At 40.4% G+C, this 411-nt stretch carries 1 tRNA gene and 1 rRNA gene; both read left to right on the plus strand.

The window, feature by feature from the left end:
• A 16S ribosomal RNA gene (locus tag ERX27_RS11225) occupies window positions 1-85 on the plus strand; the annotation flags it as partial.
• Window positions 86-173: 88 nt separating this feature from the next.
• Window positions 174-250, plus strand: a tRNA-Ile gene (locus tag ERX27_RS11230).
• Window positions 251-411: the final 161 nt, after the last annotated feature.

Below are 411 nucleotides of genomic sequence, written 5' to 3' on the forward strand. Positions count from 1 at the left end.
CTAGCCGTCGAAGGTGGGACAGATGATTGGGGTGAAGTCGTAACAAGGTAGCCGTATCGGAAGGTGCGGCTGGATCACCTCCTTTCTAAGGATAATACGGAAAAGGAATCTTAATTCCTTCGGAATAACGTCTGACATATTGTATTCAGTTTTGAATGTTCATTCATTCAAATGGGCCTATAGCTCAGCTGGTTAGAGCGCACGCCTGATAAGCGTGAGGTCGATGGTTCGAGTCCATTTAGGCCCACCATTTTTAAAAATTGTACTTTGAAAACTAGATAAAGAAGAAGAAAAAAGATTTTACCAAGCAAAACCGAGTGAGTTCATTTATTGAATTCTCAAAAAATCGCGCGTCTGTATTCATACAGACATCACATTATTAATAACAGATTAAGTTATTAAGGGCGCACG

Source organism: Macrococcus brunensis, from assembly GCF_004359615.1.
Classification (GTDB): Bacteria; Bacillota; Bacilli; order Staphylococcales; family Staphylococcaceae; genus Macrococcus; species Macrococcus brunensis.